Raw genomic sequence first — 21,072 nt, 5'->3', positions numbered from 1 at the left:
CTTGAGGTGCGATCATTCTTAATCGTAAGCGTGCGGTTTCGACTGCCTGCATAGTGATATTTTCCTTGCTGGATAGCATGTAAATATTGAGTTCTAGATCTAAAATGATTATCCTCCACCGCATAAACTAAATACAAGGCTATGCAGCAATGAACCGTAAGAAAAAAATCAATCAAATTCTAAAGAAAAGACAGAAACAGGCGACGTCTAAACTGCATGGTAGCAACAAGCCTCGCTATATTTCTAAAGCTGACCGCGCAAAAATGGAAGCTGAAGAGCAAGCGAAAGCCGCTCAAGAGCAAGCTGAAGGCACAGTTGAAGCTTCTGTTGAATCGGAAGAAGCTGGTATCGAAACTAAAGAGACAAAAGCTGCAGAGTAAGTTTTAAACTCGCAGTACTCTTGCCCAGCACTCTGACCAGAGCCAACGGACAAGAACAAAAAAAAGCAGCCTCTATTTGGGCTGCTTTTTTGATCGCATTTGTTGAACGAGCGGTTTATTAGCTAACTTGTTTTAGCCACTTAACCTTTGAAAGGCTCAACTTCCCAGCGAGCAAATGGCGCTTTTGCGTTAATCCCCGCTCTTCCCCAACGGTCTACGGAATCAACAACAAGAATTCGCTCATTCGGTACCAGTGACTTAATCAACGTCGTTGGCTTTTTCGCTGTGACTAACCACAGTGCATCGTCTTCTGAAAATATCGCTTTGAGTTTCGCTTTGTCTTGATCTGTCCATTCCAGTTCTGCTTTGAACATGCGCTCTTCAACAAACAGTTGGCTACCTGAAGCGAAATCTTCCAAGCTTTCTGAAAGCAACAAGACTGAATCTACGTCGTTATCCAATAACACCGCTTGTTGCTTGTTAATCAGTTCACGCACATCAAGCATTACACGCTGTAGGTTGCTATCAATGGTCTCAGCTTGCGCCGGCCACAACAACTTAAAGTCATCAGCCACAATTGCCGCCATACGCGTTAGATTGGTTGGGTTTAACCACGCGTATTTAGACACTTCACCATTTGATAACGTCAGAGCAGCGACACCTTGCGCGCGCGGTGTAATCGCTTGAGCAGCATCCACCTCAACCAAACGGATGTTGCCTTGTCTTGCGTATACAAATGTAGGATCAGCTTGCCAGATAGATGACAGCGTTAGTGCAACGGTCGCCTTTTCTCCTGATTGAAGGACTTTGCTCGCCCCCTTAGTACCAAACCAGTTAGGCAGACGATCAATACCGTAGCGTTTTGGTGGTAGATATTCAGTCGTAATGTCTGTGCCTTTGGTTAGCTCTGTCGCTAGCGCATAAGTCACAGGCGTACTGGTGAGGATATCTTCAGCATTAGCGCTGATAGACACCATTGAGCCAACCAACAATAGACTACTAAGTGCACTCACTTGAGTCGCTGTTTTTACTGAGCTTGAAATACGATTCATCAAAGAAGTCATGGTTATGCCTTTCTTATAATTCGATATAGCGTCGCCGCTAGGAAAAACGTTGCAGAAACGATGATGATTGAAGCGCCCGATGGCACTGGCAGTTTAAGCTCCATCGGTAATACCGTTCCGACCAAACACGCGATGGTTGCCAGCAACGCAGAAAGCAAAACAAAGCTGCCCATGCGTTTTGTCAACAGTCGAGCCGTCGCGCCTGGGATGAGCAGTAATGCCCCAACAAGAACCGCACCCACGATCTTCACTGCTGCAATCGTCACCAAAGTAATCATCATGACAAACAAGTAGTCATAAAAGCTGGTGTTATAGCCACGAACCTTGGCAATATCAGGGCTAATACAAGTGAGAAGAATACGGTTGAACGTCGGTATCAAGAGCAAAATGATGAGTGCGCAGCTGCCTGCGAGAATCGCTAAGTCTTGATCTGTTACCGTGAGAATCGAACCAAACAGCACGTTTTCAAGCATGTGAATGTTGATCTTACGCGCCACGTACATCAACAATGCCGCGCCGACCGCTAAAGCGAGCGCAAGGAAAACGCCGACTAAAGTATCGTATGGCACATTGGTTCTGTTTCTTACAAAATGAAGAAGCAAAGCAAAGATCATACAGAAACTGAACAGACCAATAATTGGGTTTTCTGGTGGCTCACCAAGCAAAACACCGATAGCAATACCGGTTAATGCAGCGTGACCTACCGCTTCAGAGAAGAAAGCCAGACGCTTTGCAATCACCAAAGTACCAAGGCCACCTAATAACGGGCCGAGTAATAGCGCCGCAACCAAGGCATTCACCATGAACGCGTACATGAAGCTGTCTGATAACCAACCCGCTTCAACGCCACTTATGGCAAGTTGTCGTAACCAATCCATTACGCAACCTCCTTCGATTTAACGATAGCTACGCCACTGCTGTAATGCTGGAACAAGCTTTCAATCTTACTTGGGTGTAGTACCTGTTCATGTGGACCACTATCAACCAAGAATCGATTCACAACATGTACATTTGCTTCAAGGCGACGCACTGCGGTTACATCGTGATGAACGGCAAGAATGGTGCGACCTTCATCAACGCATTCACGAATAAGCGATTCGAGATAACGAACGCCTTGTTCATCCATGCCGGTCGTTGGTTCATCCAACACCAATAAACTTGGGTTATCCAATAGCGCTTGTGCAAACAACACACGTTGTTGTTCACCGCCCGATAACTGGCCCATACGGCGGTCGCTACGAGTCGCCATTCCCACACGATCCAATTGTGCTAATGCGAGATCCAACTGCTTAGACTTACGACGCCAAAATAGCGGAATTCGAGTTTGGTTAAGCAATACAAAATCCATTACCGTCAAAGGTAAGCTTGATTCGAAGGTCGCTTTTTGTGGAACGTAACCGATGCTTGGCTTTTCTGGCCAATGAATATTGATTTGACCAGAGAAAGGCGTCAAACCAAGAACAGAGCGTAGCAAAGAGGTTTTACCACCGCCGTTTGGCCCCATGATCACATGGCACTCACCCGCTTTAAGTTCTAGTGAAATATCGTCAAGAATGACGTTGTTGTCGTATTGCAGACCAAGTTGATTGATTGAAATTGAAGGACCTAGCATTATGCGTTCCCGCTTTTCGCTTGGTTCGCCGCCGCAAATTTCATTGCTTCGATTAACGTCTCGAGGTTCTTCTTCATCTCAACTTCGACTTTGTCGTCTTCATATTCACCGTGCGTCATGTGAGAGAAACGGTAAAGCTGAACGCCCGTTTCCGCTTCAATGGTGTCAACAAAACGGTTTGGCATGTTGAGCTCATAGAACAGAACATCAATACCCGATGCGCGGATCTTCTCGATCGTTTCTTGAAGTTGGCTCGCACTCGGTTCAACACCGTGTGCAGGCTCAATCACCGCCGCGACATCCACACCAAATTCTTGAAGGATGTAGCCATACGCATTGTGCGTAGTCGCTACCTTCATACCTGATGTATCTAGCTCACCTAATGACAACATCGCATCGCGCTTCATAAAGCGAAATTGCTTTGCGTATTTACGTGCATTCTTACGATAAAAAGCCGCGTTGTCTGGGTCGAGCTTAGAGACTTCGCTCGCGATGGTGTAAACCTTTTGAATCGTTGTCGAAAGCCCAACAAAGGTATGCGGGTTCACAGCACCTTGACCAACAGACTGGCCTAATGCGGGAAGTAGAGGCACTTCTTTGTTTGCTTCGATCACCACTAAGTCATCACGTTGCGCGGCTGAAATCACTTTAAGCGCGAAATCATCGTGACCAATACCGTTTACCACGATGGCATCCATTTGGCTCAATCGCTTCAAATCATTGGGTTGTGGTAAGTAGTTATGCGGATTAAAGCCAGCATCAACCAATGGAAGAATGTTCACTTTGTCACCTACCACGGCTTTTACGTAGCTGTAGTAAGGCTGAAGCGTGATACCAATCGTCAGCTTATCGCTATCGATCTTATATTCTTTTGCCAATGCATTGGGTGTCATTAACACCGCCAATAACGACATCAATAGAGTCATAATTCGCATAGTAAATCTCTTATTATTAGTGAGCATTTTTGTAAGCCGGGTTGTTTAATGAGAAGAAGCATCATGCTGTTCAACTTCTGATTCATTGACGACCATTTTCCAGCCTGCAGATTCCAGTGTGTTCTCATCAAAATTAGTCGGTTGACTTGCGACGCCACCAAAGAAAATCCAGATTTCAGGTGAAACGCTGTTCGCGTTTAAAATAAAGGAGTCAGCAAAGCCATGATCGCTTTGTGCAGCATATTCACTTGGTGCAGTATCTTCACTTGATGTAGCTTGTTCACTTGGTGTAGCGTATTCGCTTGGCGTAGAAAAGTAGTAACCACGCTCGTCCAATAACCAAGTATGAGAACCTTTGCGCTTCCAACTCTGGTCTTCAACAAATGGCGCGACCCATTCATCTTTAAGTGACGAAACACTTGGCCATTCGCCGTCTGAGTCCATACGTAGGTCACGAATCTCTTCATGCGCTAAACGCAGCTCTGACAACATTGCCAAGTTTTCTTGTTCAACATCGGTCACCAGAATTTGATGATCAAGTACCGCTTTTACGTGGGATTCTGCTTGATGAAATGGGATCGCGACCGTAGCAAAGCTCAGAATGAACACAATGATCAGCCCTACCCATTTGCCTTCTCTGCCACCCGTGTCAGCACGTACGCCTTGAATCATCATTTCTCGCTGATCTCTACAACGTCGACTTCAACAGGAAACTCGTGGCCTGAATCAAACACAAGGTAAAACTCAGTATCTGGGTTTGGAAATTCAACAATAGAGCGCTTATCGGTCATCTGTTTTGCAATCAAGTTGTCTTCGTAGTCGTACATCTGAACCGCGTAATCAATCGCTTTGCTACCATCTGAATAGCCCGCTTCGCAAGCCACGGTTGTGCCTTCAAACCAGCAGCTCATCAATGGAAAGTGTGCTTGCGCAGGTAATGCAGCGAAACCAAGTCCCAGTGCCAAGCATGGAGTGATTATCGATTTTAGTTTTGTTTTTATTGTCATGGTTCGTACCCTAGCCACAGTGCAAATTCTCAGAAGTTAACTGAGCGATAAAGGGCTCAAATGAGCCCTTAAGTTTTTTGGTTACTTAATCAGGGATCGAGCCCCGATATCACAGATTATTGAAGCAGTGCTTCGAACGTTAGGTGAACGTTCGCGCTTGCTTTGTCTGCCAGAGGGTTGTCAATCAACTCACCTTTGTAGTTCGCTTTCATTACGTAACGACCAGCCACGTCTGGAGTGAACGTGATTTCGCCGTTCTCATCACTCACTACATCAATCTGTTCTTGGTGGTTGCGGTAAAGCGTGCCTTCACGAGTGATTTCCGCTTTCACGTCTTTTTGAATTTCACCGTTGTAGAAGAATTGGAATGTCACAGGTTCACCTTCAATGATGTCTGAAGGATGCGTGACTGGCTTCATTTCAAGTAGCTTGCCTTCAATCTTAAATACTGAATCCGATGGCTTACCCACTGTGATGTAGCTTTCCGCACGGGTGAAACTAATTTGTGTTACCACGTCACGCGATTTTTCTGGAAGAACTGAATCACGTTCCGCTTTGTTTGCTTTGACCCATTTCACTGTGTCACGACGACCCGCTTTGTATTGCGTGTAGTAAGAAGGCTCATTGTTGATCGCCACTTTGTGCGTGCCTTCTTCTTCAAAGTAGAAATCAAAGATTGAACGACGTTTGCCGCGAACAACAAAGTTAGGACGTTCGCTACGGCCATCAGGCATGATGACATGTGCATTTTCACTGCCTGCAGGCTTATCAAAAACAAACGTACCGTGAGATGCAGTCACGTCGAACGTTAGCCAATCGCCGCCTTCTTTCGATACGGTAAAGTGTGATGGCAAAATCCAGCGTGGGTGAGCTTGTGCCGTTGTCGTAACCGCTAGGCCGAACGCCATAACACCCGCTAGTGCAAGTGCCTTAATTTTTGTTTGTTTCATCATGTTCAATTCCATTATTTATAATTGTTAGCCGTGTCGCTCTATCTGAGCCTACGATGACGACTGTCTATTCTGTTCAGCTTGGTTTTACTGTTCGCACTTACTATTTAGCGATGTAGTTCAGATTGATTTCACCCGTCTCTTCTGTCGCCTTTAGCTCATAAGAAGCATTTACATCCGTTAGCGATACTTTTTGACGAAGGTAATTGCGGCCACCGTGTTCACGCACAACCTCGATATGGACCGTGTATTCGCCTTGCTCTAGAGCTTGGCCGTCATCGCTCTTACCATCCCAAACGAAACGGTACTGGCCAGCAGGACGCGTTGCAGACGTCACAGCATCAACCAGTTCACGATCGTAACGTCCTACCTTTCTCCACCAGCTACGTAAATCTTTCAGCCATTCATCTTTACCGACCCAAAGCTCAATGGTTTTCACTGAATTTCGTTCGCTGTTCTCTACCCATACCGCCACATAAGGACGCGCGTACATAGAGGTATCGATCTTTGGAAGCTTAAAGTTCACATCAAGTTTTGCCGTATCAGGGATCGCTTGTGCCATACCTAGGCTTGGCAAAAGAGATAAAGCAAGAAGCGCCTTGCTCCAGTTCATTTTTTTCATGTTTAACAACCTTTTAAATCCGTTTAACCTTTAGTTCGTTCTTCAAGCTGATTCACTAAACTGACTCATCAGCCTAATTCATCAAGCTAACGAGGGGTTAAGGTACGGCGACAAAATAGATAGCAAGTGAGATTGCAGAACCAAATACCGTCCATTTAATGGAGGTATTCAGTGTTTTTTTCTTAGGTAACAGTAAGCACACGCCTGTAAGTACAAAGAAGATCATCAGTAGCGCTGTGATATCGATGAACCACTTCCAAACTTCACCGCTGTTACGGCCTTTGTGTAGATCATTCAAAAGTGCGATAACGCCGTAATTGGTGGTTTCGACTTCCACCATTTCAGACGCCACGTCAACAAACACAGAAGCGTTGTAGCCCGGTCCTTTGAAGTCCATAGACACTTCACCGATCAGCAACTCACCGTCATCAATCTCGGCGTAGATGTCTAAACCTGAAGGAACGCCAGATAGGGTGGCTTCTTCAAACAGAAAGGTTTCAAAGGCCGTTTCGTCGGCTTTTAATCGCCCGTCTTGGATTGAAAATAAACTTGTAGGAAGCGTTAACGTAGACCGTTGGATATTGGGTTGAGTTGATTCAAATAACTCAGGTCGATTAAGGGTGATACCTGTCACTGAGAAGAAAAGAACAACGAACAGAAGCGCCATTGAAATATAAACATGAAGTCGACGAGCCCATGATTGAACCGCCCTACTTTTTAACGACATACAAACCAATACCTATAAATTTTATGGCGTCAATTTAGTTGATAATCATTCGTATTGGCATTCAATTTACATTGTTTACGTTTGCCGAGCGGCGTAAGGAAATTTACATAACATTACATGGGAAGTAATCGAACTGTTTGCATATTCTTGCTAACTTGTATTAGAGGCAATTGATAAGTTGTATTTGAGCTAACTGATAACAAGCTCAAGCCTCAAAAAAAACTCAATCTAAACATGCTTGATTGAGATTAGTTTAAGGTAGCAATAGTGGCTTTAACGATTGAGAATTGGGACTATTCGGCGGTTGGATCACTTTAAAGATCAACAAACAATGGGTTCGTCGGTGGATGTACGTTGCCAACAAGTAGAATCAACAACCGACGAAAGAGAGCTAAATAAGCTTAAAGGGATTTTGACATGCGTATTATTGTTGTTTTGGTTTTTGCTGCGCTAATAACAGCGTGCAGTAGCCAAGTGGCCAGCACGGAAGAACATATCCAGAAGTACATAGGTTCAGACATAGCCGAAGTACAAGAACGCTACCTAACCGAACGCTCACGGCCTATCAGCTTTTGGGAATCACGAACGTTTGCATGGAAAGAGACTCAAAAAACATTAGAGGATGGTAGTACTCTGCACGCTTTTAAAAACCCTTCTCGTGATTGCACGATAAACTGGATCGCTGACACCAATGGAATAATTAAAAGTGCAACGTCTAGTGGGGCGATGTGCGATCCGTAATCGATTAATCCTACAGTAAAACTAGATGGACTCTAGCCGATTAAATTATGAGATAAATTGAAAAAGGGTGTCATTTGAACCATAAAATGACACCCTTTTGCTTTTCTTATTTCTTATGTGCAGCTTCTTGTCTTCTGTTTGCTATGAGCAGTTAGACGTTTCCGTTATCACTCACAGTTCTTAGCTGAGTCAGATACTTAATCCAACCTTTCGCTTCAGAAGAGGGTTCAATGTTGTTCGCACGCTTAGCTTGAGCAAGCGCGTTGTCTAGGTTCTTTAACTTATACCATGAGCGCACTTTTGCTAATGCAACGTCAGCCTGTTTGTTTTTGTCTTTCACTTTGTCTAAAACAACAAGCGCTCGGTCGTAGTAACCTTGCTGAACCAATAGTTGAGCCACATTCCAATGATATTGAGTGTCTTTTTTAGACGCTAACGTCCACACTTCAATCGCATTGTCCCACTCTTTCGCTAGCTGCCAGTAGGTTGCTTGCTCTGCCAGAAGTTGAACGTCGCTGTTCGCATCATCTAGCTTGCTAATTTCTTGAGCTGCACGTTCTGGAATGCCGCGTTTCGCGTAAAGCTGTGCTAACAAGCGGCGATCTGAATTTTTCAGCTCAACACCTTGTAGATCAGCCAGTGCTAACGTGTTTAATGCATCACGATTACGTTCTAATCTTAGCTGAATACCAACAAGTTGACGCCACCAGTTATCTTTCTCTGGTTGAAGTTCAATGAGGCTTTCCAGTGTCGGAATAGACTGTTTCCACTGCTTTAACTGTAGCTGAGCGCCCAATTTTAGCGATAAAGGTGATAGCTCTTGTTTTGAATTGAACTTGTCGCGATTACCAATGGCCACCAGTACTTTTGACCAGTTTTCAATTTGATATTCAGCTTGTGCAATTCGCATCCAAAGCGTGTCTTTCTTTTCCTTTTCTGGCACAGTTTTTACTAACTCGTAATAGTGCGGAAGCGCTTTTTTAAACTTCTGATCGTTTAGTAATAGATCAGCAAGCATGCGTTTCGTTACCCAAGCCTGTTCATCCACCAGTAAATTACTGTCGACCGCATAAGTAAGCTGCTTAATTGCCGTGTCGGTTTTACCATCTTGCCAGTAAAACACACCAAGCATGCGAGCTACGTACGCTTTATCGTAGCCTTTAGAAAGCTCCAAACCTGCAAGTACGTCAATCGCCTGCTTAACCTGTTCATCTTGAGCAAGCTTGTGCGCCTTTTGAACACGAATAGCAGTATATTGAGTTAGCTCTTTTGCTTGTGTTGTAAGGGGCATTAACAACAAGCCCACTAATATCCACATCTGTTTCATCATTTTGCCAACTTAAACTCTAGTTTCACGGTTTGACCAACCTGAGCTATCGCTTTTCCATCGACGACTTTCGGTTGATATTTCCATTTTTTAAGTGCTCTCATCGCTTCACGTTCAAACATACGACGTGGGTTTGCGTCAGTGACTTGAATATCAACTGGGCGCCCCGTCTCATCGATAGTAAAAGACATAATGACATGACCTTCAGCGCCACGTTTAAGCGCCTTCGCTGGGTAACGAGGTTCTACTCGATATAAAGGCATTGCCTGTTGGTTCGACCCAAAATCAGAAAATGTCGGCGCGTTAATCGCTAAGCCATCAACCGATGTATTCAAATCCAATGACGGCAGTGAAGACATCGAATTCAGAGGCGTAACTTCAGCTTGTGACTGAGACGTTTTCGCTTCCGGTGGCGGCTCTGGCATTTCTGGTTTTTCAGGGACTGCACGCTGTCTTCTTTGGACTTCTTGTTCTTGTTCCACCATCACCATATTGAAACTTAACGTCTCACTATTATCTGGTGAACGTTGGTGGCCATTATCGACCATCCAAGCCATAAAAGAAAACAGAGCTAAGCCCAATGCGCCCGCTAGCGGTAAAGCAAGAAATAGGCGAATCATTTATGAAGATCCTCCAAGATCATCGCTTTTCAGCAGCAAGCGCAATGTTTTTAACACCCGCACCTTTAGCAGCGTCCATCACTTTAACAACCGTACCGTTGTAAGCGTGTTCATCCGCTTGAATAACCAAAGAAGCATCAGGTTGTTCTAGCAACAAGTGTTCTAACGTTGCTTGGACACGCTCAACATCAACAACACGTTTATCGATGAAGATGTCATTCGCAGAAGTAATCGCTACAAAGATGCCCGCATCTTTTTGGCTTACTACGTTAGAAGCTTGTGGGCGATTGACTTCAACCCCTGATTCACGAACAAATGAACTGGTCACAATAAAGAAAATAAGCATGATAAATACAATATCAAGCATCGAAGTAAGGTCTATTTGAGCCTCTTCGTTTTTAGAATGACGTCGACCGAGTCTCATCGTTGACTCCTTAAAGATTTTTCTAATTTCAATTCTAAGCGGTTACACACTTTCGCTAAACGAGCGTGAACAAACATGCCAGCTAATGCAGCAACCATACCTGCCATGGTTGGCAGTGTTGCCAACGAGATACCTGAAGCCATCAATTTAGGGTCACTACTTCCTTGAGTCGCCATGACATCAAAAACAGAGATCATACCGGTAACGGTACCTAACAAGCCCAACATAGGACAAATAGCGACTAACAGCTTAATAAAATTCAAGTTTTGGTTAAGTAAGATACTCGCTTGGCCTAACCAACCTTCACGAATGGCTTTAGCATGCCAAGAAGAGTGATCTTCTCTTTCATGCCACTTTATAATCCAAGCTTGGCGTTGCTTTGGAAAGTAGAACGCTAGATAAAGCACACGTTCTACCACAAGCACCCAATACACTAGGACAACAGCGGCTAGCCACCACAGGACGAAACCGCCCTGCTCCATAAAGCTTGATAAAGACAGCAGCCAGTCACTCGTTAACCAACTCGCTGGTAATAGAGAACCCGACAAAATACCCATTACGCAGCAGTCCCAACTGGTGAAACAACAGCTTTTGATTCAACCGTCTTTTCTGCCTGTTCAGCAACAAGGCCAATCCCTTGTTTCTCAAGAATATTACGAATGTTTTCAGCCTGAGTGCTAAGAATGTTGTGTGCCAGTAGTAGTGGCATTGCAGCAACAAGACCAAGTACGGTTGTTACAAGCGCCATCGAAATACCACCCGCCATCACTTTAGGGTCGCCATTGCCAAACTGTGTAATCACTTGGAATGTTTCGATCATGCCGGTTACGGTACCCAACAAGCCAAGCATAGGTGCGAGCGCTGCTAGAAGTTTCAGCATCGACAAACCTTTCTCTAGGTGAGTCTGTTCATCAACGACCGCTTCTAATAGACGTAGCTCAAGTGCTTCAACCGTTTGGTTTTGCTCTTTTCTGTAAACTGCAAGAACACGGCCTAGAGGGTTGTCGCCCGCTTGTTCAGGGTTCTTAAGTTGTGCGCGAATTTTCTGACGAGCGATAGCCAAAGAAATACCACGAACCAATGCGATGATTAAACCAATTGCCAACAAGCCAAGAATCACTTTACCAACAACACCACCCGCTTGAAGGCGGTCAGTTAGGCTTGGTTCCAAAGCTAATTGATCTAGCATGAATCCACGGGAGGGATCGACTACCACGTTAGACACTTCGCCATTAGCTAATGTAGAAAGCGACGCCAGTGTTGGACCATTTGATGGCTGCTTCAAGTAAACAATCGCATCTTGGTGCTTAGAGTCCCACCATACGTAACCTGGTTCTGCAACCAAACCAATAGAACCTAGGCGATAAACTTCTGCACTTTCAGTTACTCCCTCATCATTAACAAGAGCAACAGTCGATTTGCTTATCTCCGAGCTCGCTTTGATTTGCTCCATCATGCTTAACCAAAGGCCTGTTAATTGAGACATCGAAGGCAATGATTTAGCGTCCACGATGTCATAAACAGTTTCTGTGTAAACAGCTCGATCGACATTAGTAACGGTGTCAGATAGTTCATGATCGAGATCTTTCGCGTTTTGTCTTACAACTCCAAACAACTCACCTAAGCTACCAGTCTCTAAACGCAGTTTCTCTTCTAAACGAGCCAGTTTATTTTCGTTATCACTGAATGTACTCGTTAGAACGTCTGTCGCGTTTTGAACCGATGTACGTTTCGCATCAAGCTGTGCTTTGATGGCTTTGAGTTCTTGTTCTGTCTTTTTGAAGTCAGCCTCACGCACCACGTTGTGAGAAGCTTGAGTGCGGCTTTCTGATTTTGCTTTATTAACTAGTTGAGCAGTCGTGTCTGATGCAGAGAAAGCAGAAAATGAAATGGACGTAATGCAAAGCAATGCTGCTAATGGCTTAAAGTTCATTACTTAACCTCCGCAACAGTTAAAGAAACAGGTAAAGTGATTAAGCTTGGAGATGCTTGCTTGTTAGCAATATCGTACGCTTTGTCCAACTCAGATTTCATCGAAGAATCAAGCTCTTGCCATTGGGCGCTATTTTGGTCCCAAGACCAATATTGAGTACCATTCAAGTTACGAGCGACTAGTGAAATACGTCCAAGATGCAAAACGTCAACTTCAAGTACTTTATCTTTACTTAATTCGACACGGCTTGAATAAGAACTGAGCTTAATACCGTAATCCACTTCAATTTGATACGCCTCTAAGATACGGCGATATTTTTCAGCGTCGCTGACATCAGCACGAGTTATCATCGCTTTCAGCTTTTCAACGCGACGCAGACGGCTCTTTTTCTTGAAAGGAAGATCACTTTCAATAACTTCTTGGAGGCCATCGATCATCTTGTACATTAAAGGCACAACACCTTGACGCGTTAGTTTAATTTCATCGATCTGCCCTTCAATGCTCTGAGCTTCTTGATTCTGGCTTTCAACCAATGCAGCAAGGTGATCGTGATAGATTTCTAGGTTTTTAACTTCTTCTTGCAGTCGCTCAATCTCAGCTTGCAGCATTAAAGTCGCTTGTGAGCTTTTATCAATAACCTTTTGGCTCGAAGCCGACGCGTTATTGGTCTTGTTTTGAATTGATTGAGCTTGATCCAAGCTGTTTGCCATCGAAGACGTTGCAACCAAGCTGATCGCAAGCGCTAGGCTAGTTTTTAAAAGATTCATAATTGTAGTCATTTACTATAAGAAGAAGGTCAAATGAGTTTTATTGATAAGCAGTCTCATTATCATTAAAAGTCACTCGCATTACTAGGGATATTTTTACTAAATAGCAGAATCACGAAAGGGGAAAATCGAAACCTTCCCCTTAGTATTTAAGCTATCAATGACATCCTACAGACAAATTAGTATTTAACCTGCAGTGTTGCCATGTAGTTGCGGCCTTCGCCAACAACTACGCTACTTGTGCTGCCGCCTTCAAGGTAATCTGTATCAAACAAGTTCTCTACGTTGAAACGTGCAACAAAATCTAGGTTTTCGTCATACTTCATTGTATGAGACACACCCATGTCTACACGAGTGTAAGCATCTTTTTTGAATGTGTTAGCGCTTTCTGTGTAACGCTCACCTACATGATAAATACCTAGGTTTACATCAGTACCGTTATTGAATGCATAAGTAGACCAAATGCTAGCCGTAAACTCAGGAACGTCTGCTGGAGTTTTACCTTCAAGTGCAGGGTCATTTTGGTATTCAGCATCCAAGAACATGGTTGATGCACTCAAAGAGAATGCTTCAGTCATGTATCCGGTAGCAGACAGTTCTACACCAGTATGAACTTGCTCACCGACTTGGCTTGTGCGTGTCTCTTTGCCGTTATTGCTTGCCGGGTCTAGATCTTCCGTCACTTGCATATTCGATTGAGTGATCTGGAACAATGCTCCTGATACAAACAGACGCTCATCAAACAGTTCCCACTTAGAACCTAGCTCGTAAAGTGTGCCCTTCTTAGCATCTTGAGACTGACCAAAGTTCACGTCATCTTTATCTGTGATTTCGCCAACAGGTTCGAAACTTTCAGAGTAAACCGCGTAAATAGAACCATTAGACGCTGGTGAATAAATCACACCAAGCTTAGGAAGAATGTTGTTGTAGCTCTCTTCTTGATTAGAGCTGCTCGTCGTTTTGTCGTAAGCGAAACGCACGCCACCAAGTACTTGCCATTGTTCAGTCAGCGTTACTAAGTCTTGAACATAAAGACCGTAGTGTTGGCTTTCAGAGTGAGACACTTCATTGTCGTTCTTGTAGCTAACGTTAGAAGGCATATCAAAGCCGTTACCACATGCAGCAGCTGCTTCAGCTTCAGTTGCGTTAACGCATGTGTAACCAGAATCGTATAAACGCTCGTAATCGTAATGAAGACCATTCACACCAACAAGTAGGCGGTGGTTTACACCTAGTGCATCGAAATCACCAGTAAAATCTACATAAGCCGTGTCAAACGTCCACTCGTCGTGACGATCTGATACTTTGTATCCATATCCAGTAATGTTGCCACTTTTATCTTTCTGCGAATCTACACCGTTATCAGATTCAGTACGTTGACGCTCATAGAACTGACGGCTGATGCCAGTCTTCACAGACCAAGCGTCGTTCAAGTTAGCGGTTACGGATGCACCGTAGTTTGCAACGTCGTTATCGGTTTTAGCAAAGCGTTGATCATTAACCGTGTTAGGGTCGATAGCCTTGCCTGTAGAAGTATCGATTTTAGAACCATTGTCTAAATCGCCCTCTTCGATTGTGCGGTCGTAATGAACTGACAACATGATGTCTTCGTTAATATCGTAATCAACAAATAGACCACCAACAAAGCGGTCAGTCTCTACATCTGTGCCATCAAAACGTGTGCGGTAAGAGTCTTGGTTCTCTTGTGAAACAATAAGACGAGCACGTAAAGTTTGGTCATCGTTCAATGAGCCACTTACATCAGCAGTAGTACGAGTGTAGCTATCAGAACCAATATCTTGGCTTACGTTAACTTGAGTTTCATAGGTTGGCTTCTTAGAAACCATGTTCACAAGACCGCCAGGAGCAGACTTACCGTAAAGTAGACCAGCTGGGCCTTTCAATACTTCAACTCGCTCCAAAAGCTCTACCGGTTGGCGGTAATGAGACCAGTGTTGAACACCATCACGCAGGTAACCAGAGCTACTCTCCAAATTAAAACCACGAAGCGTGAAACGCTCACGGTTAGTTGACTTAGAACCCGCACCAACAGATGCGTCGTTTTTAAGAACTTCACCTAACGTACTTGCGCGCTGTTCATCGATAATTTGCTCATCGATTACTGAAACTTGTCCCGGAGTCTCTAATTGAGTCGCCTCCATGCGCATTGCTGTAGTGTTTGTGTCGGCCTTGTAACCGTAGTCACGACCTTCAACAACCATGTGCTCGTCTGTTTTTGCTGTTTCTGCCAATACTGCTGGTGAAGCTAATACTGCGCCGATCACTAAGGCCAATGGGCTCTTTGAAAACATGTCCTTTACTCCGCTTTTATTCTTTTGTACGAGCACTTTGTTATTTATTCGATGTGCTCGGTTGAACCGTTTCCGGTACCACTGAATCATTTCGGGAGTGAATATAAGTGATAACTATTACCATTTGCATTAAATTTACATTCTTTGCATTCGTAAAGATTTGTAAAGCCCACTGAACGTACACTTTCTTTAGCTCAAAAAAATCAATTCAATACGTTAATTGAGCGTGCAGATCTGTAAACATGAATTCAACATTTCACTATAAGGTCATTGGTCTGATCAATCTAAGCAGCCAAGATCAATACAAATACTGTCTTGTCTTATTTACTACCTTTGAAACGACTGATTGATGTATAAAACCCTCGATAAATGTAAATATATGGTGAATTATTTTGTTTCTATTTGTTTAATTTACACAATTATCAGTGATTCTGATCACATCTATAATTTCAAACTCATTTTTTGTTTTTCGATTTGATCAACCGACTGCTAATCTCCCGCTCACTTTGAAAAGGTATCAAAGTTATAAATAATAAGGAGTGTTCTAAATGAATACCAAGAAACCTATGTCTCTAACTGGTCGAGTTATCCTCGGTATGGTCGTTGGCATATTAACGGGATTTGCCATTCAATCCCTTTTTGCAGACAGCGGATTTGTTAACAACTACATCGTTAACGGACTCTTTGAAGTAGGCGGACAGATTTTTGTCGCCAGTTTAAAAATGCTTGTTGTGCCACTAGTCTTCGTTTCACTAGTGTGCGGTACAAGCTCTCTTAAAGACTTATCAACTCTTGGCCGTATGGGTGGCAAAACGCTTGCACTTTATATCGGTACTACAGCCGTTGCTATCACTCTAGCACTCACTATCGGTAACCTGTTCCAACCTGGAGCTGGTGCGGATCTTACTGCTGCGAGCTCTTTCAAATCAGCGGACGCCCCTTCTTTGGGCCAAGTAATCATCGACATGTTCCCAACCAACCCTATTCAGGCGATGGCTGAGGGCAAAACGCTGCAAGTTATCGTATTTGCTGTGTTGTTTGGTATTGCAATCAGTGCAGCGGGTAAACCTGGCGAGCGTATCGCAGCGGTTTTCTCTGACTTGAACGAAGTGATCATGAAGCTTGTTGCTCTTCTGATGAACCTTGCACCTTACGGTGTGTTCTTCTTGATGGCGAAGCTGTTCTCTGGCCTTGGTTTAGGCGCAATTTGGAACCTGGCTGAATACTTCTTAGTGCTTGCTGGTACCCTACTTCTACACGGTTTGGTTACCTACAGCGCAATGCTTAAAGGATTCACAGGCCTAAGCCCAATTACGTTCTTACGTAAGATGGAAGATGCAATCATGTTTGCATTCTCAACGGCATCTTCAAACGCAACGATTCCAGTAACGATGGAAACGGCTAAAAACCGCATGGGCGTAGACAACAAAGTCGCTTCTTTCACTGTACCACTAGGTGCAACTGTGAACATGGACGGCACTGCTATCATGCAGGGTGTTGCAACGGCATTTATCGCACAGGCATACAACATCGACCTGACCATGGGTGATTACCTTATGGTTATCCTAACAGCGACATTGGCGTCTGTTGGTACTGCAGGTGTTCCAGGTGTTGGTCTTGTTATGTTAGCGATGGTATTGAACCAAGTTGGTCTACCGCTTGAAGGTATCGCTCTAATCATGGGTGTTGACCGCCTTCTTGATATGATTCGTACCGCAGTAAACATCACAGGTGATAGTGCCGTAACTATCATTGTGGCTAAGTCTGAAGGTTCTTTTGACGAAGCTCGCTTCAATGACCCTGCTGCTGGTGAGAAAGAAGAAGAAGTTAAGCTAACACGCCAACAGGCATAATCTAGCTTTTCTGTCGCTCTTACCTTCAAGCTAAGGCGTAATTAATGGCTATGCCTTAGCTGATAAGCGTATAAACAAAAACGCCACTGCATCTGCAGTGGCGTTTTTTATTGGGCTATATTTCTAAGCAATGTTTCTCAGCACGCTTTCCGTCATCGTTATCTAAAGCGCACACGACAGATAAAAACAGAAAGCTAATCGACGATTGGGAACATAAGGTTCACTCTAAGCCCCCCACCGTCTCTATTCTCAGCAGTAACCTGCCCATTCATCACACCCATCGCTTCTTTAACAATCGCAAGACCTAACCCGTAACCACCAGACTGTTTATCGCGCGCTGACTCTATGCGAGTAAACGGGTCGAATATACCCGCAATCTTGTTATCAGGAATGCCATGCCCGTCATCTTCTACAGATATGACACTGTAACGTTTATCGGTTAACAGTTCATAGGTAGTCACGACAACATGAGCATTCTCACCCGCATATTTGATCGCGTTACTGACCAAATTACCGATAACTCGCAGGAGCAACCTTTCATCAACATTAACCATTGATGTCGGCGTCTCTAAATCACCAATCAAAGTTTGATTCGGTTTTAAATCATTTTGCATCTGCGCGATTAGCATCGAACAATAATGCTCAAGGTGCATCAAGCTTGACTTGGAGTCATAGCGAGACGTTTCTAGACGGCTGAATTCAAGGATCTCACCCACCAACTTGTTCATCTCTTCCGTTTCACTTTCCATCCGCTCAAGCAAGCCAATACTCTTATCATCTACCTTGCTGCGCAACAGGTGCAATGCGAGGTTTTGCCTTGCCAATGGTGTTCTAAGCTCATGAGACACATCACGAATCAAACGGCGTTGCTTTTCAGCGAGAGACTTAATCTCTACCGTCATATGATCAAAATCATGAGCAAGTTCGTTGAATTCACGCGTCGTGGAATTTAACTCAGAAACAACACTGACAGTGAAGTCGCCTTGCGCAAGTCTGCGGCTCGCTTCTCTTAATCTATCCAGCGGCTGCTGCAGGCTTTTCGCCATGATAATTGAGAACAGAGACAACACGATCAAAGCTATTACCGCTTTCAACATGTAAGAATATGGCGCAAAGGATTTAGCCGGGTGGAACTGGTGTGGGAGTTGGATAACCAGTGTTTTATCGTTATTGAGTGGCAGGCCGAATATCGGCTTACTCACACGATCACTAAGTTGGTGATCTAACGTTCGCAAGTACTTGAGTTTGAATTCAAAGTGCGGGTGCATGTGTCGATGAGTAATGGGTCGATTGTTTTCGTCGATAACAAACAGATAGTAGCCTTGAGCATTACCCCAGTCGGCTAACTCATCCATGTCACCTTCCTCAATCAGCACATTGGCTTGGTAGGCGAGGTCGAGCATTTCAGACTTTACCGATTCAGGTACTTTAAGCAGCGCTTTCATCAAGGCTCTTTCAGCGACACCTTGCAGAATCAAAATGCTAACTAAAATGACGGTCAGGTAACTGAATAATTGGAAAGTTAAGCCATCCTTACGCTTGGCAATAAAATCGGGGCAACGCAGCAGTTTTTGGCTCATACCCCTACCGACTCTAGGTAGCTATAACCTTTACCACGAACGGTTTTGATGTGTTGTTTAGACAAGCCAGCCTGAACAAGCTTTCGTCGTATATTACTGATGTGCATATCTAAATTACGATCGAAAGGACAAAGCTCTTTCTTTAGAACATGGATTTGAAGGTCAGATTTAGATACGACAATCCCGTCATTTTTGACAAGATAATCCAGCAGATCTTTTTCAGTGCCCGTGAGAGGTAAACGAGAAAGTTGTTCACACAAGCCCTGATTAGATGAAGCCAAAGATTGCCTTTGACGTTCAAAACCAACGCGGCGCAAGATCACCTTGATGCGAGTCAGTAGTTCAGGAACATTGAAAGGTTTGGCGATGTACTGGTCGGCTCCAGCTTGGTAGCCATCCAGCATAGAGGCATCGTCGTTTAGTGCAGTCAGCATAAGAATGGGAGTAGCAAAACGCTGACAAATACGCCTTGCCACTTGAATTCCGCTCAAGTTTGGAAGCATTACGTCTAGTAGAACCAAATCGACAGGGTTCGATTGAATAAACTCTAGCGCAGATTCACCACAATGAACGGTATCAACGTGATACCCCTCATTTTCCAATACTTCACCCAGTAACTCACACAACTGGATATCATCATCAACAACTAAAACGCGAGACATTGCACACACCGATAAATAAGAACAGTTTGCATTCTAATTATCGTTATTATTGATTTCAATTATAAAGTGCGGGATTTCCTCTATAGAAGAAAATCTTTTTCAATCGGTACAAATTTTGAGGCAGAATCGATAAGATTTTGAGCAGTTAACCCCGGAACACCATACACTTCAACAGGTTTGCCAAAACGCTCTTTGATTCGCTCTACAAGGATTTCGAAATCACCATCTCCTGATACCAAAACAATCGTATCAACCGTCTCTGCAAGTTCTATCGCGTCTAACGCAATACCTACATCCCAGTCGCCTTTTGCACTGCCATCTCGGCGCTGAATAAAGGGCTTTAACTTCACATTAAAACCCACACCACGAAGGATATGGTGAAATTGACGCTGCTTTGGATCTTGGCTTGAGATTGCGTAAGCATTAGCTGCCACAACGTTACGCCCTTCCGTGGCAACATACCAAAACTGGTTATAGTCGAAGTTAGAACGGTATTTGTCGCGCGTTGTGTAGTAAACGTTCTGAACGTCGACCAAAATTGCTATGTTTTCCATAATTTCATACCTTTAGATTTTCCGTATACCCTATTCTATTCAACTCTAAAATGCGAGCCGCTTTCTTTAATAAAAATGAACTCATTAGCTATGCTTAACGTAGTTGTTATTAGTTTAACTCATAGCTTGTTTGAGTTTATCAAGGAAGGTGGAACATGCAGTACCGACAAATAATCAGATCATATCTTCGCAGCGACAGCAACGGCTCAGTGTTGCCACGTTGCTGTGCAGCATTAGCCAGAGCACTATCCAAATCACTGAAAACTCTATTAACAAGCGCGGTTATGTTTATGATTCTGTCAGTCAACTCGTTACACGCTTACCCAGCCTACTCTCACTCCAAGGCCTTACCGCACCGCAGTGTGATCTATTTTGCACCGAAAGAAGATTCTGCCGTCAAAGAGTTTCTCAATGAAGTGTTGATCAATAACTGTCAATTGGATGAACGAGACGTGGTTATCATAGTCATCGCGGAAAGCGGCTACACAGTTCCTACTTGGCTTGAAGAAGAATTTAACTTAGAGGCGGTAACCGACAGCTATGGAATACCGAAAGGCTCACATACTGCTGTTTTGATAGGTAAAGACGGAAAAGAAAAGCACCGATGGAATGGGAAGACTGATTGGAACCTTATCACCAACATTATTGATGAGATGCCTATGCGCCAAAAAGAAATGCAGCGACAAAGTAGCCGCTGCAGTATTTGATTCTTAGTCAGCTAAGCGGTCGCTTAACACACTAACTTGTAAATTAATCAATTAAGCTTACTTGTTAAACCAAGCCAATTTTTCATGAAGTTGGGCAACGCTACCTACCACAATCAATGCTGGGCTCTTTGCAACGCTCGCAAGATTGGCTAAGTCACTCAAACCACCACGGAACACTTTCTGCTCTTGACGCGTACCATTCTCAATAATCGCAACCGGCATGTCTGCTCGCATACCGTTATCCAGTAAGTTTTTCTGAATGTTCGGGCTCTCTTTCAGACCCATGTAAAACACG

23 protein-coding genes and 1 pseudogene are annotated in these 21,072 nt (G+C 44.0%); 4 read left to right on the top strand and 20 right to left on the bottom strand.

Annotated features, from left to right (window positions below):
• Nucleotides 1-149: 149 nt before the first annotated feature.
• The gene (locus tag AACR09_RS07695) at nucleotides 150-380 is read left to right on the top strand and encodes a DUF2986 domain-containing protein (protein WP_004731171.1); all 231 of its coding nucleotides are present in this window, start codon (nucleotides 150-152) and stop codon (nucleotides 378-380) included.
• 140 nt (nucleotides 381-520) lie between these two features.
• Here AACR09_RS07695 and AACR09_RS07690 read toward each other — a convergent pair whose 3' ends face one another.
• The 9 genes from AACR09_RS07690 to AACR09_RS07650 form a co-directional block, all read right to left on the bottom strand.
• Complete coding sequence (locus tag AACR09_RS07690) at nucleotides 521-1,444, bottom strand: ABC transporter substrate-binding protein (RefSeq protein ID WP_193836287.1); 924 nt, start codon at nucleotides 1,442-1,444, stop codon at nucleotides 521-523.
• A gap of 2 nt (nucleotides 1,445-1,446) precedes the next feature.
• Nucleotides 1,447-2,322 carry a metal ABC transporter permease gene (locus AACR09_RS07685; RefSeq protein WP_004731167.1) on the bottom strand — a complete coding sequence of 292 codons (876 nt, stop codon included), beginning with the start codon at nucleotides 2,320-2,322 and terminating at the stop codon, nucleotides 1,447-1,449.
• Nucleotides 2,322-3,056, bottom strand: a complete 735-nt coding sequence (locus AACR09_RS07680) for a metal ABC transporter ATP-binding protein (RefSeq protein WP_108156524.1) — start codon at nucleotides 3,054-3,056, stop codon at nucleotides 2,322-2,324. Before AACR09_RS07680 ends, AACR09_RS07685 begins: the two co-directional genes overlap by 1 nt.
• Nucleotides 3,056-3,991: a metal ABC transporter solute-binding protein, Zn/Mn family gene (locus tag AACR09_RS07675; protein WP_029225665.1), complete on the bottom strand. Its 936-nt coding sequence runs from the start codon at nucleotides 3,989-3,991 to the stop codon at nucleotides 3,056-3,058. Before AACR09_RS07675 ends, AACR09_RS07680 begins: the two co-directional genes overlap by 1 nt.
• Nucleotides 3,992-4,036: 45 nt before the next feature.
• The gene (locus tag AACR09_RS07670) at nucleotides 4,037-4,666 is read right to left on the bottom strand and encodes a DUF6162 family protein (RefSeq protein WP_193836286.1); all 630 of its coding nucleotides are present in this window, start codon (nucleotides 4,664-4,666) and stop codon (nucleotides 4,037-4,039) included.
• Nucleotides 4,663-4,998, bottom strand: a complete 336-nt coding sequence (locus AACR09_RS07665; protein ID WP_004731159.1) for a hypothetical protein — start codon at nucleotides 4,996-4,998, stop codon at nucleotides 4,663-4,665. The genes AACR09_RS07670 and AACR09_RS07665 overlap by 4 nt, the downstream gene beginning before the upstream one ends.
• Before the next feature lie 116 nt (nucleotides 4,999-5,114).
• A complete protein-coding gene (locus tag AACR09_RS07660) occupies nucleotides 5,115-5,951 on the bottom strand; it encodes a DUF4198 domain-containing protein (protein ID WP_017082149.1) in 837 nt (278 codons plus the stop codon).
• A 100-nt stretch (nucleotides 5,952-6,051) separates the two neighbouring features.
• Nucleotides 6,052-6,570, bottom strand: a complete 519-nt coding sequence (locus AACR09_RS07655) for a DUF2271 domain-containing protein (RefSeq protein ID WP_108091492.1) — start codon at nucleotides 6,568-6,570, stop codon at nucleotides 6,052-6,054.
• 97 nt (nucleotides 6,571-6,667) lie between these two features.
• The gene (locus AACR09_RS07650; protein ID WP_193836285.1) at nucleotides 6,668-7,297 is read right to left on the bottom strand and encodes a PepSY-associated TM helix domain-containing protein; all 630 of its coding nucleotides are present in this window, start codon (nucleotides 7,295-7,297) and stop codon (nucleotides 6,668-6,670) included.
• 417 nt (nucleotides 7,298-7,714) lie between these two features.
• On the opposite strand from AACR09_RS07650, the gene AACR09_RS07645 reads away from it, so the two are divergent.
• Nucleotides 7,715-8,038: a hypothetical protein gene (locus tag AACR09_RS07645; protein ID WP_099165171.1), complete on the top strand. Its 324-nt coding sequence runs from the start codon at nucleotides 7,715-7,717 to the stop codon at nucleotides 8,036-8,038.
• 151 nt (nucleotides 8,039-8,189) lie between these two features.
• Here the strand turns inward: AACR09_RS07645 and AACR09_RS07640 are convergent, their stop codons facing one another.
• From AACR09_RS07640 to AACR09_RS07610, 7 genes are all read right to left on the bottom strand, one after another.
• Nucleotides 8,190-9,368: a tetratricopeptide repeat protein gene (locus AACR09_RS07640; protein WP_193836284.1), complete on the bottom strand. Its 1,179-nt coding sequence runs from the start codon at nucleotides 9,366-9,368 to the stop codon at nucleotides 8,190-8,192.
• The gene (locus tag AACR09_RS07635) at nucleotides 9,365-9,985 is read right to left on the bottom strand and encodes an energy transducer TonB (protein ID WP_017093558.1); all 621 of its coding nucleotides are present in this window, start codon (nucleotides 9,983-9,985) and stop codon (nucleotides 9,365-9,367) included. The genes AACR09_RS07640 and AACR09_RS07635 overlap by 4 nt, the downstream gene beginning before the upstream one ends.
• Nucleotides 9,986-10,004: 19 nt before the next feature.
• On the bottom strand, nucleotides 10,005-10,409 hold the full coding sequence (locus AACR09_RS07630) for an ExbD/TolR family protein (protein ID WP_004731145.1): 405 nt from the start codon (nucleotides 10,407-10,409) through the stop codon (nucleotides 10,005-10,007).
• Entirely contained in the window at nucleotides 10,406-10,966 is a 561-nt protein-coding gene (locus tag AACR09_RS07625; protein WP_193836283.1) for a MotA/TolQ/ExbB proton channel family protein, read from the bottom strand. The genes AACR09_RS07630 and AACR09_RS07625 overlap by 4 nt, the downstream gene beginning before the upstream one ends.
• A complete protein-coding gene (locus tag AACR09_RS07620; RefSeq protein WP_193836282.1) occupies nucleotides 10,966-12,342 on the bottom strand; it encodes a MotA/TolQ/ExbB proton channel family protein in 1,377 nt (458 codons plus the stop codon). Before AACR09_RS07620 ends, AACR09_RS07625 begins: the two co-directional genes overlap by 1 nt.
• Nucleotides 12,342-13,109: a DUF3450 domain-containing protein gene (locus AACR09_RS07615; RefSeq protein ID WP_017090377.1), complete on the bottom strand. Its 768-nt coding sequence runs from the start codon at nucleotides 13,107-13,109 to the stop codon at nucleotides 12,342-12,344. The genes AACR09_RS07620 and AACR09_RS07615 overlap by 1 nt, the downstream gene beginning before the upstream one ends.
• A 179-nt stretch (nucleotides 13,110-13,288) precedes the next feature.
• A complete protein-coding gene (locus AACR09_RS07610) occupies nucleotides 13,289-15,421 on the bottom strand; it encodes a TonB-dependent siderophore receptor (protein WP_193836281.1) in 2,133 nt (710 codons plus the stop codon).
• A gap of 548 nt (nucleotides 15,422-15,969) precedes the next feature.
• Between AACR09_RS07610 and AACR09_RS07605 the strand changes: the two genes are divergently transcribed.
• Nucleotides 15,970-17,274: a dicarboxylate/amino acid:cation symporter gene (locus AACR09_RS07605; protein ID WP_004731136.1), complete on the top strand. Its 1,305-nt coding sequence runs from the start codon at nucleotides 15,970-15,972 to the stop codon at nucleotides 17,272-17,274.
• Between the two features lie 194 nt (nucleotides 17,275-17,468).
• Here AACR09_RS07605 and AACR09_RS07600 read toward each other — a convergent pair whose 3' ends face one another.
• The 3 genes from AACR09_RS07600 to AACR09_RS07590 form a co-directional block, all read right to left on the bottom strand.
• A complete protein-coding gene (locus tag AACR09_RS07600; protein WP_193836280.1) occupies nucleotides 17,469-18,854 on the bottom strand; it encodes a sensor histidine kinase in 1,386 nt (461 codons plus the stop codon).
• Nucleotides 18,851-19,516 carry a response regulator transcription factor gene (locus tag AACR09_RS07595; protein ID WP_017082140.1) on the bottom strand — a complete coding sequence of 222 codons (666 nt, stop codon included), beginning with the start codon at nucleotides 19,514-19,516 and terminating at the stop codon, nucleotides 18,851-18,853. The genes AACR09_RS07600 and AACR09_RS07595 overlap by 4 nt, the downstream gene beginning before the upstream one ends.
• An 80-nt stretch (nucleotides 19,517-19,596) precedes the next feature.
• Nucleotides 19,597-20,070: a LabA-like NYN domain-containing protein gene (locus AACR09_RS07590; RefSeq protein WP_004731130.1), complete on the bottom strand. Its 474-nt coding sequence runs from the start codon at nucleotides 20,068-20,070 to the stop codon at nucleotides 19,597-19,599.
• A gap of 155 nt (nucleotides 20,071-20,225) precedes the next feature.
• Here AACR09_RS07590 and AACR09_RS07585 point away from each other — a divergent pair, with 155 nt between their 5' ends.
• Nucleotides 20,226-20,777, top strand: coding sequence for a DUF4174 domain-containing protein (locus AACR09_RS07585; protein ID WP_017079291.1), 552 nt, complete (start codon nucleotides 20,226-20,228; stop codon nucleotides 20,775-20,777).
• A gap of 57 nt (nucleotides 20,778-20,834) precedes the next feature.
• On the opposite strand, the pseudogene AACR09_RS07580 reads toward AACR09_RS07585, so the two are convergent.
• A pseudogene (locus tag AACR09_RS07580) lies at nucleotides 20,835-21,072 on the bottom strand (uroporphyrinogen-III C-methyltransferase); the annotation flags it as partial.

Origin of the sequence: Vibrio sp. OPT20, assembly GCF_963889365.1 — a bacterium.
In the GTDB taxonomy this organism is placed as follows: domain Bacteria; phylum Pseudomonadota; class Gammaproteobacteria; order Enterobacterales; family Vibrionaceae; genus Vibrio; species Vibrio splendidus.
The sequence above is the reverse complement of the archived record's forward strand: the minus strand, read 5'-3'. Positions and strand labels throughout refer to the sequence as shown.